This window comes from Anoxybacteroides rupiense (assembly GCF_014196195.1).
Lineage (GTDB): Bacteria > Bacillota > Bacilli > Bacillales > Anoxybacillaceae > Anoxybacteroides > Anoxybacteroides rupiense.
Window position 1 is genome coordinate 108,305 of the sequence record NZ_JACIDF010000002.1, and the last position, 16,816, is coordinate 125,120.

Genomic DNA, 16,816 nt, shown 5'->3' on the forward strand with positions numbered 1-16,816 from the left:
ACCATCTCCTTTTCTTCTTTATATTTCTCTCGCTCCGCCGCCGATTTTTGCCACATAAAAGCTCGCTTCATAGCCAATTTTTTGCTTATATTCACATCCGACCCGTTCAATGAATGAAGCGATATATTTGTCTTTCACAATATTCACTGTACAGCCGCCAAAACCGGCTCCCGTCATGCGAGCGCCAATGGTTCCTTCGTGCTTCCACGCTGTTTCTACAAGAGTATCAAGTTCTATACATGTCACTTCATAATCGTCACGCAATGAGACATGCGATTGCCGCATCAGTTCGCCAAAGCGCGCTAGATCGCCTCGTTCTAATGCCTCCGCCGCCTCCATCGTTCGCTCGTTTTCGGTAACGGCATGGCGAACTCGTTTTTGTTCGCTAGGAGAAAGAAGATGTTCATACCGCTCAAACTGCTCGCTTGTCATCTCTCCAAGGGAATGAACGTCGATCTCCTTCTGCAACTTTGCAAGCGCGGCTTCACACGCCGCTCGCCGCTCATTATACGCTGAATCGGCCAATCCCCGTTGTTTATTGGTGTTGGCGATCACAATCGAACAATCCTGAAAGCTTAATGGCAAATAGCGATACGCTAGTGTTTGGCAGTTTAATAGAAGCGCATGGTTAAACTTCGCCATTCCAATAGCGAACGGATCCATGATGCCACAATTCACGCCGATATATTGATTTTCTACCTGTTGGCTCCATTTGACAAGCTCAAGCATATCGATGTTTCCAGCAAATAGCGTATTGATCAGGACAGCTGTGGCCAGTTCAATCGAAGCGGAAGAGGATAAACCAGCTCCATTTGGAATATTTCCATAATAAAGAACGTCAAATCCGGTGTCTATTGAGCATGCTAACTGCATGGTAGCGATCATTCCTTTTGGATAATTCGCCCATCCATGTTCTCGATGATAAGCTAAATCATCAAGCGAAACAGTCACTACTCCATGTTCGAAAAAATTTTTCGAAAACAGGCGAATCCATGAACTGCCGTTTTTTCGGGCAAGCGCATATGTCCCGATATGTAGCGCACACGGCAGGACATGTCCGCCGTTATAATCCGTATGCTCACCGATCAAATTGACGCGTCCCGGAGCGAAAAACACGCGAATGTCTCCTTTGCCTTTACCAAATAAAGAAACAAAATCATCCATTAACTCTTTCATCATTTACATGCCTCCTGCCGGTTAGCTTTATTCCCATCTTTATTGCTAGAACGAATCGAATCTTTAGCCCCACAGTTGAGCGAAATCGGATCATCATCTGCTCGCTTTAGAACAAATGTTGATGTATCTATCTATCAAATAGAACCTTCAGTAAAATATATATTAATGTTTACTAAAAATTTTACTATCGTTTTTACTTAATCACAATGATAAATTTTGCGCTTTGAAACATTTTTTCGCTTTGAACGTATAACAAATCATAAACATATCCACCTTATGAATAAAGGGGGCTCATTCATGGAAAATAAATTTGATCTTGAAAGAGAACTACATAAAATCGAACAATGGGAAAAAGACCAAAAAGATTTATGGTTTTGGGAAAAGCTAGGCCGTCTGCCATTTAAGCTGTTGGACAAGGTCACGCCAGCCATCATCCATAAAAAGCTGGGCCAGCTCTTAGATGAGCTTGGAAGCTATATCCAAACAGGCGGGCAATACCTTGTGCAAAATGAAAAAGTTCTTGAAAGATTTCCCGCGTCATCGATTGAGGAAGTATCTCATCTGCCGCTTGAAAAAATGGATCGCATTTGCGATGAGTTCATTGAATCACGAATCGCTTTTGCACAATATCAAGGAGCAACAACCGGGATCGGTGGCGTTTTTACACTGGCTATTGATATCCCTGTCCTTCTTGGGCTCGCTTTAAAAACCTTACAGGAAATCGCGCTCACGTATGGATATGATCCAAAAGAAAAAAAGGAACGCATTTTCATTGTCAAGTGCCTGCAATTCACTTCGGCCGATATCGTTGGCAAAAAAGCGATTATTGACCAGCTGTCCTCATTTTCCAACGACCATCAGCAAGTCTTTTCACAGCTGCAAGGATGGCGCGAGGTATTAATGACCTTCCGTGATCAATATGGATGGAAAAAACTATTTCAGATCGTTCCGATCGTTGGAATTATTTTTGGATCCATGTTTAACAAAATGTTTATCGAAGATATTGCAGAAACAGGAAAAATGCTGTATCGAAAACGAAGAATTTTGGAAAAGATTCATCAAATAGAATCCGCTGTCTAACCTGACTAGACAGTGGATTCTATTTGATTTGCTTTTAACAGCCATATGACACTTACAAAATCTCCCGATCGTTCCGGCACATTCAGTCCAGCATACATTAACTCATCCCCTCCGTATGTTTCGCCGCTATCCATGATACGGTAATTTTTATGTGGATCAAGCCCTTTCAGGCGAATAAAAGCGAGCGGCGGATTGGCTTCTGCTAGCACCCTGAAGTAAGCAACGAACGCTTCCGTTTGATCTTCAGATACGAACATCCAAGCAGTTTCATTTCCCGAAAATGGGCTCAATATGCGGTAAAAGGTGCCGAACTGGACAAGACGGCGAATTTGTTTGTAAAAAGCGACTTGTTCCTTTATCTTTGCCCGCTCTTTGCCGCTCAATTTTGTGACATCGAGCTCATAGCCAAAATTTCCTGACATCGCTACATGGCCGCGCATATCCAAAGAGGTGATTCGATGGACTTGGCGATTCGGAACGGCCGATACGTGCGCTCCCATCGATATAACCGGATACACAAAGCTCGTTCCGTATTGAATGGCTAAGCGGGAAACCGCATCTGTATTGTCACTGGTCCATGCTTGCGGCATGTAATAAAGCATCCCCGGATCAAAGCGCCCCCCTCCTCCTGAACAGCTTTCAAACAAAATCTGTGGAAATCGCGATATGATTTCTTCCATTACTCGATATAGACCGAGCATATATCGGTGCGCTGTTTCCCGCTGTCGCTCCGGAGGCAAGGAAGGAGAGCCAATTTCTGTCATATGTCGGTTCATATCCCACTTTACATACGAAATAGGAGCGTTGGCAAGCACATTTGTGATCGCTTCAATCATATAATCACATACTTCCTTGCGGACATAATCGAGAACAAGCTGATTTCTTCCTTCCGAACGAGGCCGATTCGGAACATGCAGACACCAGTCAGGATGCTTCCGATACAGGTCGCTATCAGCGGAAACCATTTCCGGTTCTATCCATATTCCAAATCTCAGCCCCATTCCATGGATTTGCTTCGCCAGTCCCTCTAATCCATTTGGAAGCTTGCGTTTATCAACGATCCAATCCCCTAATGAGCTTTTATCATTATCGCGATGTCCAAACCAGCCATCATCGAGCACAAACAACTCAATGCCAAGCTCCGCAGCCGTTTTTGCAATGTGGATGATCCTTTCTTCATTAAAATCAAAGTGCGTAGCTTCCCAGCTATTGATCAAAATCGGACGTTCGCGGTCTCGGAACGCCCCGCGAGCAAGCCGGGCACGATATAATTCGTGGAACGTTTGCGACATCCCGTTCAGTCCTTGATCAGAGTAGACCATGACGACTTCCGGCGTTTGAAACGATTCGCCCGGCTCCAATAGCCAGGCAAAATCGAACGGATTGATGCCCATCACGACACGGGCGGTACGAAACTGGTCAACCTCTATTTGGGCAAGAAAATTTCCGCTATATACAAAGCTCAGTCCATACACTTCTCCCCGATCTTCAGTCGCAGCTTCCCGCAATAAAGCGATAAACGGATGATGCTGATGGCTGCTTGCTCCTCGACGGCTCTCAACCGATTGGATCCCCTCCCTCAGTTTGCTTCGAACCACTGACCGTTCCCTCGCCCAAGCTCCCGACAAATGGATCCACTCATAATCCGCGTCGTGAAAGTCGACATTCATGCTTAATGCCCGTAATAGTTTAATCCGCTCTGTCCCTTGATTTTCCAAACGAACCGAACGAGTGATAGCGCCGAATTCCTCGTATGCGGTGTATAATAAAATCGCTCGCAATCCCGTTTGCCGATCCTCCAAGACGATTTCAAGCGTCTCTGCTTCCTCCTCGCTCTCTACATATGTTGCTGGTAATCCTTTGATCGTTGGTTTTCCTTTATAAATTCGATGCATGTGATAGCGCAAATCAGAAATCGTCGATCCGTTTTCAAGCTGCACTTGATAGGCTGGAGTGCGGAAATCGGTATTGCCGTATGCTGGATATTCTTGCGGCAGCGTGTCTAAAGAAAACGACCGATCGTTCGGCAAAGGATTAGGAGAAAAGGCGCGTCCCCGAAACCGCAGCTTTCTTGAGAGAGAAGCTTTGCGAATCCGCTTTCCCCAATATAAATGAGCTAGGTAGCCTGATTTAACAATTTGCATGACATAGCTTGCCTTGCTTGTTTGCAAATGAAACTGGCTTGTCGCAGGATCAAATGAAATGGCCATCCGCTTTCCTCCTCCGTATGATATATTCGAAAAAATGTGCAAACCAAAATGAACGCACCCGTTGTGCTATAGGGATGGTACGCAATGCTATACATTATAAATAAACCGGATGCGTCAACATCTGTCCCCTTGTGAGCAGGAGATCTTTCGTTGATTACTCATTACATCATATTTCGCTCCTCTCTTCTTTTTCACATCTTTATCGCGTTGGATACTCGAACACAGGCGCTACATCCCCTTTCCTTGTGTAAAAAACAAAAGAGACCACACCAAACACGACAAGCGTTCTGCTTATCATGCATGCGCGGTCTCTCCTAATCTCCTGGCGCCTTATTCACATTATTTTTAAACAAACCCGATCTGCCTATTGAATTTCGTTATATTTTCTATAATATTCCAACAGTTCTTGATTGGAAGTTGTAATCGCTGATGCCCCTGCATTCAATGCACGTTCGACATCCTCTATCGTGCGTACCAGCCCCCCGGCAAAAATCGGAATGCCTGTCCGCTCTTTCACCTCGCGAATGACATGAGGCATGGCCCCAGGCATCACCTCGATAAAATCCGGCTTCGTTTTTTCAATGAGCTGATAGCTTTTTTCCAAAGCGTGAGAATCAAGCAGAAAAATGCGTTGGATAGCCAGCACCTTTTTTTGTCTTGCCTTCATAATCACGCTTCCCCTTGTTGAAATCAATCCGTACGGCTTAAATTCTTGGCACAAATATTCAGCCGCATACTCGTCATGGCTTAGCCCTTGAATTAAATCAGCATGAATGATTAAGCTTTTTTTATGCTGGCACGCATAACGAAACACGCTTTTCAACTGCGAAATATGCAATTCCAGCAACACCCCATACCGATATGGGCTGCTTAAAAAGCGATCAAAATCTTTCATTGTTTTCATGGCAGGAATGATCTTTTGCTGTTCGATATTCAAAATCATCCCTCTCTTCTGCTCTCTTTATGATTCATGGCTTTTTGCCGGCTCCATGATCGTTAGGCAGGATAGCGAAAGCATCGTTCTTGGTTTGCAGGCACTTATTTTAATGCCTCGCTTTTGAAACTTTTCAATCACATGTTGAATGGCTTTCTTTTGGTGATTGATTCCTCCATGCAAGTGGTCTTCCATTCTCTTCTCACCTTTCTTCCTCGCTCTGTCATTTTTCATAAAACAGCTTTAGGAATAAACAGTTCCACTGTTGTTCCTGCGCCCACCTCGCTTTGAATCGAAATCTGTCCGCTATATTTATCCACAATTTCCTTTGCGATCGCGAGACCAAGCCCTGCTCCGCCTTTCTCGCGGCTTCTTACCTTATCGACACGATAGAAACGCAAAAACACCTTTTCTAATTCGTCACGGGGAATTCCAATTCCTTTATCTACAACCGAAATTGATACATATTTTCCTTCTTCTTTTAAACAAACCATAATTTTCTTATTTTGTTGTGAATATTTTACGGCGTTATCCATTAAAATGAGCAACAGTTGTTCTAAATGATGCTTGGCCATTCGAACATGAACCGTTTCCTCAAGCTCGTTATCAATGATAAAATGAAAACTTGGATGAAGAACACGAAAGTTTTTCACAACTTGCTCCGCCGCCTCGCTCGGCGAAATCGGCTGAAGATCAAGAGGAACAGCAATCGCTTCCGCCTTTGATAAATCTAATAGCTCAAGCACAAGCTTTTTCAAACGCACGACTTCTTGGGATGCTGCTTGCAGCGATTCCTCTAAAATGTCGCGATTATTTTTCCCCCAGCGATTTAATAAGGAAAGATGTCCTTCCAAAATGGCGATAGGGGTGCGCAATTCATGGGAAGCATCTTCAACAAATTGCTTTTGCTGTTCAAACGAATCCTGAATCTCATCCATCATTTTATTAAACATGATCATTAATTGGGTCATCTCGTCGTTTGAAGCAGGGACATCCATCCGCTGCTCAAATCCCTTATTTTTGATGTCCATCATCGTTTTCGTTACCGATTGCAGACGTCCGACAAAATGCTGGGCAATGAACATTCCAATCAATGCGCTCATGACCATGGCAATAATACCGATGCATGTCATCATGATGAACAGCATATTCGTCATATGCTGGACTTTGACCAGATGACGAATAATTTCAATGGTCCCGCTCGCCGTTCCGAAATGAAACGGCTTGCGCAGCACAATGGAGCGTTCATCATTTACCAAATGATATTCAATCTCTAATCGTTTCGGTTGCGCTGCAGGAAGCAACGAAACAGATGCATGATTAGAAACGGACACCATCACATTTCCTTTGTCATCAAGAATGCGAATCACCTGATATTTTTCGTTCAACTTTTCAAGCAACGGCTGACCTTCACGAATGCTCTCTCGAGATATATTACGTTTTTCCTCGTAATAAGTTTCAATTTCTTCAATTGTTTTTTTCATTGTTTTTTCTTCTTCATTCAGGAGCCACTGCTTCACAACTTCATATTGCAGGCATGTAAATAAAAAGTACATAACAAAAATCACGGACCCTGAAAGAAAAGTGAGCTTCCATTTTAATGAGACGTTTCCAAGACGAAAAGGTTTCATGACCGCATCACATATCCAGAACCTCGTACTGTTTGAATATAGCGCTCCTTATCTTTTTCATCCAGTTTATGACGCAAATAACGAACATACACATCGACCACGTTCGTTTCGACCTCCGTATCAAATCCCCACACTTTGTCAAGAAGCATATCCCGTGTCAAGACAATATCAATATTTTGTAAAAAGGTAACAAGTAAATCATATTCCCTTTTTGTCAAGTCGATGATTTGCCCTTCTTTTTTCACGATGCGCGCTTTGACATCAACAAGCAGATCCTTAAATGCTAAGCACTCCTGCTCAGAAGCAGGCTGAATGCGGCGGAACAGCGCCCGAATACGGGCAAGCAATTCCTCGATCGCAAATGGCTTGACAATATAATCATCAGCACCGTTATCTAACCCCATCACGCGATCGAATACACTGTCTCTTGCGGTAATCATAATCACTGGGGTTTGCTTAACCGCTCTTAAACGCCGGCATACTTCCATCCCATTGAGGCTCGGCAGCATCAAATCGAGCAAAATAAGCCCCCACTCTTCCGATAAAGCAAGATCAAGGCCTTTCCTTCCATCATTACATACACATACTTCATATCCTTCATGGAGCAGGTCTAGTTCAATAAAACGAGCCAGGTTGGTTTCATCTTCAATAATTAAAATCCGCTTGTTCATTTTTTGCTCCCTCCTACTATCAACGCATTCTATTTGATCAAGGCCTCAGTCAAGAGCCTAGAAGCGGCGGTGGCTGGATCTTTGCTAAGCCTAACTAAAAATCTACAACTTGTCTCCGGCCGCCGCATGGATTTTCCAGCGGTGATTCACTCCATTAAAAAATGGCATTGATATCCGTGATGCTAGCTGAGCATCGCATGCAACGATTATAGATGATTGAACTTGCTCCCTCCATATTTCTCCGCTATGTGAGCAGGCGATGAGCCGCTTTCAATGGCCGCCCGAACATGAATGTTGACAGATGCCGTTCATTCGCCATCACGATGACAGCCCAAAGACAGCCAGTGAGTCGATTGGACTTGACACCACGAGTTACTTCATATATATCATATCAAAAAGAAATGCCAACCGCTTCAAACGGTCAGCAACGATGATGTAGCTGAGCTTAGTTTTGCACAACCTGCGGATCTTTATATAAAGCTTTTTACATTCGTGTAACGAAGGCACCTCTCCCTTATCCAAAACCGGCCGTTCAATTTTCCAGTGATATTCTGTCGTCTTTTTATCAAGAGTGGTGATCAAATAAATCCATAAACGCTTGAACGATTTCAACAAGCTGATACATAAGCAACGATAAAGCCGTTCCTGAGAAAAAAAGCGTAATCAGCATTCTCACATGCTCTCCTCCTTCGTGATGCCGGGTTCGTTGTGTTAAAAGGATGAGCATTCGATTCATGTGTGGATTCATTTCAAGAAATGCTGCTCTTATTCCGGCTTTATTAGCATTTTTCATCATCCATTTCCATCATAAAGGATCAATCTTAAAAACAAATGAAATTTCATTAAAAAAATGGGGAGTGACCTTTTTGGCGAAACGAGAATACATTTAAAGAAGAGAATTTTAACGCGAAAGGAGAGCTACATGATGAACGAGCATTTTCAACCACCTATGCGAAAAAAACGAGACGACGAACCGTTCCAACGCCTCCGTGAAATGGTGGATCAATTTTTTGATGAAAAGCCGATCAGAAAAATGTTTGAAACACTAGATGAATACTTCCATGAAACCTTCTCCCGCTCTTATATTCCAATCGACATCCATGAAACAGCTGCGGAATATGTGATTACCGCCTATCTCCCAAATGTCAACCGCCAGCAAATTCAATTAGAATTCCATGAAAAGGTATTGCAGCTTACCGTCTATAGTGATGAAACACTGGAGACAACAGACGAACAAAAGCAGATTTACAAAAAACGACGCATGCACCACCGTACTACCCGTTCTATCCCGCTTCCTTATCCTGTGACCGAAAAAGAGATTCAAGCCTCCTTTGAAAACGGAGAGTTGGTCATTCGCCTGCCACAAAAGAAAAAATATATTGATATCAACTAAAAAGTGCAGAAAAAGCACCTTTTTAAACACATCGACCGAGAAGTCTCCCACCCCTATGTGAAGTGGAGGTGGGAGAAGCTCATGTAAAATAAGGAATCATCAACACTTGTGTGCGCCCATACATACTTTTTAACGTTCTGACGGACTCTATGAATGAAAGGACTTTCTATGAAAAAAGGAGAGAAGCGCCGTTCTTGATCATATCCCATTGCTGTCAACAGCGGAATCCCCAAAATTTTTACGATAAGGAGATGAAGAAGATGGAAACCACCTTAGCTTATCTGCGGGAAGCGCTATCCAATTATCTGGACTACCATAACGATATTCCAAGTCACATTTATCATAAACTGCTGGAAAAGCCTTACGCGAACGAAGAAGAGTTTGTCCGTCATTTATCGCAAAAAGAAGCCGCTTTTTTAAACCATGTTTTGCCGTATGAAATTCATTATGCGATGAACGAACAAGACATGAAGCGCGCTCACCAGCTCAATGAAGTATACGAGCAGCTACTTTAGCCGAAAAAAGCATGCGATCCAAAATAAGCCTTTATGCGGAGCCGTTTCCTTATGGTGATAAGGAAACACCGCATCCTATCAGGAGTCTTGTCTCTCCATTGGAGAAAGGTTAAGAAAATGGCGTTCTTCATCATAAAGGGACTCCGCCAAAAGCTTTCATGAGACGATTCTTGCTCCTACCATCTTCATAGTAAAAACAGACGATGAATCGCTAAACATCGGCCATCCTCACACAGATAGGAGGATGGCGTTTATTATGCTTTAAATGCCCCGACCAATCCTTTCAGCACTCCACCGATTTGATTGACGGTCTGAATCATTTGTCCCATTGTATTCATCATTTTATTGATATCGTATGTGCCATCGGAATTTTTAAATTGGGACATAATCGACGGAAGGCCTGAAGCAGGCGGCTTTAGCACCGGACCAGATGGTGCGTATGGCACAGGATACGGAGCTCCCGCGTTTTTTCCTACTGGATAAGGCGGATTCGTGCCGTGCATAAAATAAGGCTGCTGATTCATAGAATTTCCCACTGGGTATCCTTGGTGGATTGGCCAATGCGAAAACGCTTGAGAATAGGGCATATGCCATCCCCCTGTTGGATAAGGCCACTGCGGAGATGACGGCGGAAGCGGAACACGATACGGATATTGATACATAACATCCTCCCCCACTTTTCGATATACGTGCAACTTGAAAATCAACGGTCGAAGGCAAGACGACAAAAATTCATGGATCGATGACGCAGTCCGTTATTCGATTCATCCGCCGCCGAAAAGCCACACGCACTTCATCTAAAGTTCCACCTGTAAAAAAGCTAAGTACATTTCTATAGGCTGACACCATTATATGTATAGAATGGGCGAAAAGTGAAAATGGCGCCGTACATCATCCATCCTGAAAATCCTTCATTTATCCATGTGCGCGAACGGAAAAGTTCAGCAACGGGCTATTTTCATCCTTACGAATTGTCATATGTTGTCGGAAGTTTCAATTTTTCGAATTTACATCAACCATTATTTTTTATGATAAGATGAACAAAAAGATGAGATGGATAAAGGGGGCATCGATCATGAATACGACAGAATTAAAGGGGAAATTTATAGCGAAAAGAAACTATGAACCGGCCAGCATCAACGAGCTGCTTGATTTTGCCCGTCAAGTATACCTGCGCGGGGAGCTTACGATTTCTGAATATCGCGATCTCACCCGACAGCTGGAGCTAGCAGGCGCTCATAAGCCTGAATAACCGATGGATCATTCATGAAGACAGGACGGGCTCGCTGCTTTTTCATGATTTCATCCGACCCGGTCGAAACATCCACTGTTCGCGGTTATCGGTTAAGCTGTATAACCTGAACATAAGCCGAGTGAACTAATTCCGCTTTCTGTAGATGTTCTACTTAGAAAACTGAATGATGGGTTCCATGGATAAGCATGTTGAAGCGCCCGCTTTTCTTTCTGGCTTTTGCAAAGGAAGGCCAGAAAAAAGCAGGCCTATTTTTTTGAAAAAAAAGTGAACACTCAACATCTAATCTATGCTGATCAGCCTCCCTCCTTTCAAGCAAACAGCGGATATATACGAAAAAATGCCCCCAAATACAAAGGAGGTCAGGCTTTTCCTTTCATCTCAAATATAAATAAGGCTATCCCTTAACAGATGGATAGCCTTTTATTGATTTGATCTCATTTCCAATCGTTCGCTGACAAGAGTAAGAGTATAGTCAATGGATTGATGAAATTGCTTCAAGCGTCGAAGCTTGACCGCAGGATAAAACGCCTCGACTACAATTTTTTCGATATTTTCGCTTGTTGCTTCGATTTGCTGCGAATGAACATGCTGCGGCCGCTCTGTGCGGATCCAAGCGAGCGCCTCCTGCCTCCATTTCTCTACCGTTTGACTGACAGCATCAGCAAACGGCTTTACCTGCTGGAAAAAATCAGGCTGTTCATGGCTATTAACGGCTTTTTCAGCTATTTGTAAAATTTCATCATTATATTTGAGCAACTCGTTTGTCAAACGTCTAAGCTGTTCATACATGTCGCATTTCTCTCCTTTTGAAAACCATTATACAAAATGAAGCTTCGATGCGACAAACACTTTCTTCTCAGCCTCGTGATCCAGCTGCTTCTCTACATGGTCAAGCTGCGCAGCTAACTCGTTGATTTGCGACTGCTGATTTCGCTGCTGTTCTTTCACGAGATCATCCATCATTTCATCCATTTTTTGATCAATTTGCTGCATCAACTCCAAAATTTCTTCCAGTTGTTTTTCCACTTCCTCTTTTCTCACCCACCGCATATGCGAATCCTCCCCCTTACCCGTTTGCTTTTAAACATTCGCCGTTTTCCGCGTGCTCCCTTCACACTTGACAAAACTAGAAGCGTTTCGGCAAAGAAAGTCGTCTTTTTTATTTCTTCGTGCAATTTCGACATTTTCTTTATTCCCCCTATTCCAGCTCTCCTATGGTATAATAAAAAACATTCAAAGGAGATGAGGAGAATATGTTCAAATATCCCGGTGGCAGACAATATAAAGTGAAGGAAACAGAAGAAGCCGTTCAACCCCTTCATCAAAATTATGGAAACCGCGGGATGACGTTAGAAGAGGATTTAAATTCCACCAATGAGTATTACCGCGAGCATGGCATTGCCATCATTCATAAAAAGCCGACACCGATTCAAATTGTCCGTGTTGACTATCCAAAGCGCAGCGCTGCTGTCATTAAAGAGGCCTATTTTAAACAAGCATCAACAACGGACTATAACGGTGTTTATCGCGGTAAATATATTGATTTTGAGGCAAAGGAAACGAGAAATACAACCTCTTTCCCTTTAAAAAATTTTCACGAGCATCAAATTCAGCACATGAGGCAGGTGCTTCAGCATGGAGCCATTTGCTTCGTTATTTTGCGTTTCGCTTCCTTGGGTGAAGTGTACCTGCTGGATGCTTCGCATTTGCTTTCCTTTTGGGAAAGACAGCAATCTGGCGGTAGAAAATCGCTAACCAAACAAGAAATTGAACAGTATGGCCATCACATTTCACTTGGCTATCAACCTCGAATTGATTATATTAGAGTAGTAGAAAACATCTACTTTTAAGTAAGAAATCAAATCAATTTCTTACAATGATTAGAAAGGTAGGATTTGCTTATGTCTGGTGAATATCGTTCTCGTGCAGAACGGAAGCAAGCAGCAAAACAACCAAAGCAAAAAAAGAAAAAAAAGCGAAAAGCCAACTCGTTATTGAAAACAATCGCACTCTCGCTTATGTTGTTAATCATAATCGGATTAGTCGGAGGGATTGCGACATTTGCCTATTTCGTCAAGGGCACACCGCCGCTTGATGAAGCCAAAATTAAAGACCCTTTATCATCGACTGTCTACGATATGAATGGTCATAAAATCGCTGAGCTCAGCGCGAATGGCCAAAAACGAACGTACGTTTCCTATTCTGACATTCCGAAAGTCTTGGAAAACGCGGTGCTGGCAACAGAGGATGCCCGGTTCTATCAGCATCACGGCGTCGATTTTATCCGGCTTGGCGGCGCGGTGCTGGCGAATGTGAAAGAAGGGTTTGGAGCGGAGGGAGGAAGCACCATCACTCAACAAGTGGTTAAACTCTCCTTCCTTTCATCCGAAAAAACGCTCAAACGCAAATCACAAGAGCTGTGGCTGGCCCTTCGTCTTGAGCAAAAATATTCTAAACACGAAATTTTAGAGATGTATTTAAACAAAATTTATTATTCGAACAGTATTTATGGGGTGGCTAAAGCGGCAGAGTTTTATTTTGGCAAAACCAATTTGAAAGACTTAACGCTCCCTGAAGCGGCCCTGCTCGCAGGCTTGCCGCAAAGCCCAAACAACTATAATCCGTACGAACATCCGGAAGCGGCGAAAAAGCGGCGCGACGTCGTGTTATCGCTTATGGCCAAGCATGGATTTATTACAAAAGAAGAAGCGGAAAAAGCGAAGAAAGTGCCGATTTCCTCCATGCTCGTCGATCGGAAAAAGAACAGCGGCACGGCCTCGCTTCCATATGATTCGTTTATCGACGAAGTGATTAGAGAAGTAACAGATCAAGCGAACGTGAACGTATATGAAGATGGATTAAAAATTTACACGACGCTCGATCCAAATGCCCAAGATTATGTAGAAGACTTGCTTAATTCTAATGAGTTATTTACAAAGAAAAAGGATTTACAATCATCCATTGCTTTAATTGATACAAAAACTGGCGAAATCCGTGCACTTGGCGGCGGACGCGATCCAGAGAACGTTACATTCGGCTTCAACTACGCGATTCAGCCAGTTGGGCAGCCTGGTTCAACCATTAAACCAATTTTAGATTACGGTCCAGCCATTGAATATTTAAAATGGTCGACAGCCCATCAGCTTGTTGATGAACCATATCAATATTCAGATGGCACGCCGATTAAAAACTGGAATGGCAGTTATGAAGGCGCGATGACGATGCGGACGGCTCTTGCCAAATCACGCAACATTCCTGCTTTGAAGGCATTTCAAGCTGTTGGTCGAGAACGTGCGAAACAGTTTGCCAATAAGCTTGGCATGGGATTTGACACCGTTTATGAATCATATTCTATCGGCGGTCTTGAAAAAGGCGTATCGCCGCTGCAAATGGCTGGGGCTTACAGCGCTTTTGGCAATAATGGGGTCTATATCAAGCCGCATGCGGTCACTAAAATTGTCTTTCCTGATAATACAGAGATGAATTTGACGCCAAAACCGAAAACAGCGATGAAGGATTATACCGCTTATATGATTACCGACATGCTCAAATCAGTCGTGCAATCCGGAACAGGTACGCTTGCGAACGTGCCGGGTCTTCATATCGCTGGGAAGACGGGAACCACCAACTATGATAAAGATACGGCCCGTAAATACGGCTTGTCTAGCAGCGCGGTCCCAGATAGCTGGTTTGTCGGCTATACGCCAAATTATACGGCGGCTGTATGGACCGGCTTTAGCAAACGAAGCAGCACAGCGGATTTATCGACATATGAACAAAAGCTGCCGCGCTTGTTATTCAAAAAGGTCATCGCCCATGTAGATAAAGGCGGCAAAGATTTCCCAATGCCAAATAGCGTAGAGAAGCTGCCAATTAAAAAAGGCTCCAATCCGCCGAAGCTGGCAAGCAAATATACGCCAGCCAGCGAAATTACGTATGAATGCTTTATAAAAGGAACAGAGCCGACGGAAACAGCAAAAGATGAGCCGCCAGCAGCACCAGCGAATTTGCAAGCCGTCTATGATGCTGCCACAGATGCCATTTCCCTTTCTTGGAAATATGACAACGGTTCAAATGGAGACATGGCATTTGAAGTGCGTATCAAAAATGATAAAGGCGACTCAAGTGTGATTCCAACGTCCAACTCTTCTTTAACCATTAATCATCCGACTCCAGGAGCCGTTTATACGTTTGAAGTATATGCGGTAAGCAAGGACGGACAAATCAGAAGCAATCCAGCCGTGGCGACTGTCAATGTTCCGGGCAACGAACAGGAGGAACCAAACGGCAACAATAATAACAACGGAAACAATGGGAATGGAAACAACAACGGAATTCCTGGCAATAACGGGAACAACGGAAATGGAAACAATAACGGAATTCCTGGCAATAACGGGAACAATGGGAATGGAAACAATAATAATTCTGGGAATGACGGCAGCGGCAATTCTGGCAACAATAATAACGGAACTGGCGGCAATACAGAAAATGGTGGAAGCGGCGGACCAAATAACAACGGTGGCAGCTCTGGCGGAAGCACACCGCCAACAACCCAAAATACCAGCCCTAATAACTCAACTCAAACCCATTAACGGCCTAATGCCGCTAGAAAAAAGGATGCCTCAACATGGAGGCATCCCTTTTTTTACAATCGCCCGCTTCTTATAAAAAAGCTTCGCCGCTTCCTCAAACAATTCATTTAATTGAACAAATGAAGGATACGTATCACATCGCTGAAAAATGAATTGCAAGCGCTCCATACAGTTCATCGGTTTAAGCGGCAGCGATTCCACTTCTTTTTGCCACATACGAAGCTGGGTGACTTTGCTTTGATTCATCCAAAATAAAAGCATTATAAAATAAGATAACCCGCGAATCATCGGCTTCTGGACAAGCGTTCGGTTTCTTTCCGCAAAAAGTGCCTGAAGCTGCGCTTTTTCCTCATTCCACAGCTTCAGTAAAGCAGGGATCGATTGTTCTGCTTTTTCCCAAGGCACATAAGCGCTATCTACGATATCATAATAAAAATACACTGTTTTAAGTGCATAAGGGAACGGAGCCTCTTCTTGTTTCTCAATCATCTCTTCTTCTTGGAAAAACAACGGATGAACAAAGTCAATCGGCACTTGCAATTTTCTCCCTGCCCTTCATTCTTTTCTTTCCTTCTCGACATAGTTCAAGCAGGGGACAGATTTCGCATTTTGGTGATTGGGCTTTGCAATGATAACGCCCGAAAAAAATCATCCGGTGATGGGTAATCGACCACTCTTCTTTTGGTACCTTTCTCATCAGGATTTCTTCTACTTCAAGCACAGAGTCCTTCCAACGGCAAAAACCAAGCCGTTTGCTAACTCTCTCCACATGTGTATCCACTGCGATCGCTGGGACGCCAAAAGCGACCGAAACCACCACATTCGCCGTCTTGCGCCCAACCCCCGGCAGCTTCATCAATTCGTCGCGATCACAAGGCACTTCTCCTCCATATTGTTCGAGCAGCATGGTGCACAGCTTTTGAATATTTTTCGCTTTGTTCCGATACAGTCCAATCGATCGGATATCTTGTTGAAGCTCTTCCAACGGAACCGATATATAATCTTCAGGCGTTTGATATTTTGCAAATAAATGTTTTGTTACTTTATTTACGAGCGCATCCGTGCATTGCGCCGACAAAACTACCGCAATTAGCAATTCAAAAGGGTTGCGGTGTATCAATTCGCAGTGAGCGTCCGGAAACATCTCTCCCATTCGATCCAAACAAATGCGAATTTGTTGCCGATTCAGCATAAGAATTCTCCTTTCGTTTTACAGCCGCTAACAATAGCGGCGATTCTATTCTTTCTCACATCAAAGCTTGTCCTATTACGTTTCGTCACATAGGTCCGTATGAACCTTCCCCATCTCCATTCCATTAAGAAGTGGGAGACTTCTCGGCGGATGATGTTAAAAAAGTG

General features: G+C 43.6%; 17 protein-coding genes. 6 read left to right on the plus strand and 11 right to left on the minus strand.

Features of this window, described 5'->3' with window-relative positions; genetic code table 11:
* Nucleotides 1-18: 18 nt before the first annotated feature.
* Nucleotides 19-1,179, minus strand: a complete 1,161-nt coding sequence (locus GGQ95_RS04065; protein WP_183186410.1) for a galactokinase — start codon at nucleotides 1,177-1,179, stop codon at nucleotides 19-21.
* 294 nt (nucleotides 1,180-1,473) lie between these two features.
* On the opposite strand from GGQ95_RS04065, the gene GGQ95_RS04070 reads away from it, so the two are divergent.
* A complete protein-coding gene (locus GGQ95_RS04070) occupies nucleotides 1,474-2,256 on the plus strand; it encodes an EcsC family protein (RefSeq protein ID WP_183186411.1) in 783 nt (260 codons plus the stop codon).
* Nucleotides 2,257-2,261: 5 nt separating this feature from the next.
* Here the strand turns inward: GGQ95_RS04070 and GGQ95_RS04075 are convergent, their stop codons facing one another.
* From GGQ95_RS04075 to GGQ95_RS04095, 5 genes are all read right to left on the minus strand, one after another.
* Nucleotides 2,262-4,466 (minus strand): alpha-galactosidase, encoded by a 2,205-nt coding sequence (locus tag GGQ95_RS04075; protein ID WP_183186412.1) that lies wholly within the window; start codon nucleotides 4,464-4,466, stop codon nucleotides 2,262-2,264.
* A gap of 364 nt (nucleotides 4,467-4,830) precedes the next feature.
* Nucleotides 4,831-5,370 (minus strand): glycerol-3-phosphate responsive antiterminator, encoded by a 540-nt coding sequence (locus tag GGQ95_RS04080; RefSeq protein WP_275900421.1) that lies wholly within the window; start codon nucleotides 5,368-5,370, stop codon nucleotides 4,831-4,833.
* A gap of 57 nt (nucleotides 5,371-5,427) precedes the next feature.
* Nucleotides 5,428-5,595 carry a hypothetical protein gene (locus tag GGQ95_RS04085; protein WP_172798628.1) on the minus strand — a complete coding sequence of 56 codons (168 nt, stop codon included), beginning with the start codon at nucleotides 5,593-5,595 and terminating at the stop codon, nucleotides 5,428-5,430.
* Between the two features lie 35 nt (nucleotides 5,596-5,630).
* Nucleotides 5,631-7,031, minus strand: coding sequence for a HAMP domain-containing sensor histidine kinase (locus GGQ95_RS04090; RefSeq protein WP_044742302.1), 1,401 nt, complete (start codon nucleotides 7,029-7,031; stop codon nucleotides 5,631-5,633).
* Nucleotides 7,028-7,702, minus strand: a complete 675-nt coding sequence (locus tag GGQ95_RS04095) for a response regulator transcription factor (protein WP_044742301.1) — start codon at nucleotides 7,700-7,702, stop codon at nucleotides 7,028-7,030. Before GGQ95_RS04095 ends, GGQ95_RS04090 begins: the two co-directional genes overlap by 4 nt.
* A gap of 925 nt (nucleotides 7,703-8,627) precedes the next feature.
* On the opposite strand from GGQ95_RS04095, the gene GGQ95_RS04100 reads away from it, so the two are divergent.
* Both GGQ95_RS04100 and GGQ95_RS04105 read left to right on the plus strand, forming a co-directional pair.
* Nucleotides 8,628-9,095 (plus strand): Hsp20/alpha crystallin family protein, encoded by a 468-nt coding sequence (locus GGQ95_RS04100; protein WP_183186414.1) that lies wholly within the window; start codon nucleotides 8,628-8,630, stop codon nucleotides 9,093-9,095.
* A gap of 260 nt (nucleotides 9,096-9,355) precedes the next feature.
* On the plus strand, nucleotides 9,356-9,610 hold the full coding sequence (locus GGQ95_RS04105; protein WP_066145358.1) for a sigma-G-dependent sporulation-specific acid-soluble spore protein CsgA: 255 nt from the start codon (nucleotides 9,356-9,358) through the stop codon (nucleotides 9,608-9,610).
* A gap of 254 nt (nucleotides 9,611-9,864) precedes the next feature.
* Here the strand turns inward: GGQ95_RS04105 and GGQ95_RS04110 are convergent, their stop codons facing one another.
* Nucleotides 9,865-10,272 (minus strand): YppG family protein, encoded by a 408-nt coding sequence (locus tag GGQ95_RS04110; RefSeq protein ID WP_044742298.1) that lies wholly within the window; start codon nucleotides 10,270-10,272, stop codon nucleotides 9,865-9,867.
* Between the two features lie 413 nt (nucleotides 10,273-10,685).
* Here GGQ95_RS04110 and GGQ95_RS04115 point away from each other — a divergent pair, with 413 nt between their 5' ends.
* Nucleotides 10,686-10,862, plus strand: coding sequence for a YppF family protein (locus tag GGQ95_RS04115; RefSeq protein ID WP_082063547.1), 177 nt, complete (start codon nucleotides 10,686-10,688; stop codon nucleotides 10,860-10,862).
* A 423-nt stretch (nucleotides 10,863-11,285) separates the two neighbouring features.
* Here GGQ95_RS04115 and GGQ95_RS04120 read toward each other — a convergent pair whose 3' ends face one another.
* Together GGQ95_RS04120 and GGQ95_RS04125 are read right to left on the minus strand one after the other, a co-directional pair.
* Nucleotides 11,286-11,654, minus strand: a complete 369-nt coding sequence (locus tag GGQ95_RS04120; RefSeq protein ID WP_044742296.1) for a YppE family protein — start codon at nucleotides 11,652-11,654, stop codon at nucleotides 11,286-11,288.
* Between the two features lie 27 nt (nucleotides 11,655-11,681).
* The gene (locus GGQ95_RS04125; RefSeq protein ID WP_044742295.1) at nucleotides 11,682-11,915 is read right to left on the minus strand and encodes a hypothetical protein; all 234 of its coding nucleotides are present in this window, start codon (nucleotides 11,913-11,915) and stop codon (nucleotides 11,682-11,684) included.
* A 203-nt stretch (nucleotides 11,916-12,118) separates the two neighbouring features.
* Here GGQ95_RS04125 and recU point away from each other — a divergent pair, with 203 nt between their 5' ends.
* Together recU and GGQ95_RS04135 are read left to right on the plus strand one after the other, a co-directional pair.
* Nucleotides 12,119-12,715 (plus strand): Holliday junction resolvase RecU, encoded by a 597-nt coding sequence (recU, locus tag GGQ95_RS04130; protein ID WP_066145361.1) that lies wholly within the window; start codon nucleotides 12,119-12,121, stop codon nucleotides 12,713-12,715.
* A gap of 51 nt (nucleotides 12,716-12,766) precedes the next feature.
* Nucleotides 12,767-15,457, plus strand: coding sequence for a PBP1A family penicillin-binding protein (locus GGQ95_RS04135; protein ID WP_183186415.1), 2,691 nt, complete (start codon nucleotides 12,767-12,769; stop codon nucleotides 15,455-15,457).
* A gap of 30 nt (nucleotides 15,458-15,487) precedes the next feature.
* Here GGQ95_RS04135 and GGQ95_RS04140 read toward each other — a convergent pair whose 3' ends face one another.
* Together GGQ95_RS04140 and nth are read right to left on the minus strand one after the other, a co-directional pair.
* The gene (locus GGQ95_RS04140; protein ID WP_312856940.1) at nucleotides 15,488-15,991 is read right to left on the minus strand and encodes a YpoC family protein; all 504 of its coding nucleotides are present in this window, start codon (nucleotides 15,989-15,991) and stop codon (nucleotides 15,488-15,490) included.
* Nucleotides 15,981-16,649, minus strand: a complete 669-nt coding sequence (gene nth, locus GGQ95_RS04145; protein ID WP_183186417.1) for an endonuclease III — start codon at nucleotides 16,647-16,649, stop codon at nucleotides 15,981-15,983. The genes GGQ95_RS04140 and nth overlap by 11 nt, the downstream gene beginning before the upstream one ends.
* Nucleotides 16,650-16,816 lie beyond the last annotated feature (167 nt).